This window comes from Arthrobacter sp. GMC3, assembly GCF_002929305.1.
GTDB lineage: Bacteria > Actinomycetota > Actinomycetes > Actinomycetales > Micrococcaceae > Specibacter.
In genome coordinates this window covers 1-563 of sequence record NZ_PJIO01000131.1, presented here as the reverse complement: position 1 = coordinate 563, position 563 = coordinate 1, and the positions used below count along the sequence as shown (strand labels likewise).

The following is a 563-nucleotide window of genomic DNA, read 5'->3' as shown; positions in this document are numbered from 1 at the left end:
AAGGCCTGATGCCTGTCTGTGCATCAAGGTTCATGCCAGCAGGCTACAACCGGCAAATGAAGGAATCGTGACGTGCTTCGAGTCCCGCCCGCGGCCAGATCACGGGGCACGCGCGAGTGGCACGCCCCAAACCGGGGCGCGCCTTCAGGGTGAAGACAACCCCGCCGCATTCATCGCCAGGCGCAACAACCAGGCAACGATGCCGAGCGCCAGCACGCTTCCACTCCAGATCAGCACCAACCAGCTCATGCGCTGCCAGAGCGGCCGCTGCTCAGGCTGTGCAGGCGGCTTGTTATCCAGATCAGCCATCAGTGATACCCATCCTCGGCACTGACCTTGCCGCGGAACACGTAGTAGCTCCAGGCCGTGTACATCAGGATCAGCGGCAGAATGAGCAGTGCTCCGACCAGGGTGAAGCCCTGACTCTGAGGCGGTGCGGCCGCCTCCCAGATGCTCACCGACGGAGGAATGATGTTTGGCCAGAGGCTGATGCCCAGACCGCTATAGCCGAGGAAGATCAGCGCCAGCGTCAGCAGGAACGGCGTTGAGTTTGCGTAGCGCTC

Annotated in this window: 2 protein-coding genes; both read right to left on the bottom strand. The window is 62.5% G+C overall.

The window, feature by feature from the left end; genetic code table 11:
- Positions 1 to 144: 144 nt before the first annotated feature.
- The gene (locus CXQ94_RS23980; protein ID WP_023446339.1) at positions 145 to 309 is read right to left on the bottom strand and encodes a DUF2474 domain-containing protein; all 165 of its coding nucleotides are present in this window, start codon (positions 307 to 309) and stop codon (positions 145 to 147) included.
- Positions 309 to 563, bottom strand: a 255-nt coding sequence (locus CXQ94_RS23975) for a cytochrome d ubiquinol oxidase subunit II (protein WP_181034375.1), incomplete at its 5' end; no start/stop codon positions are given. The genes CXQ94_RS23975 and CXQ94_RS23980, both read right to left, overlap by 1 nt.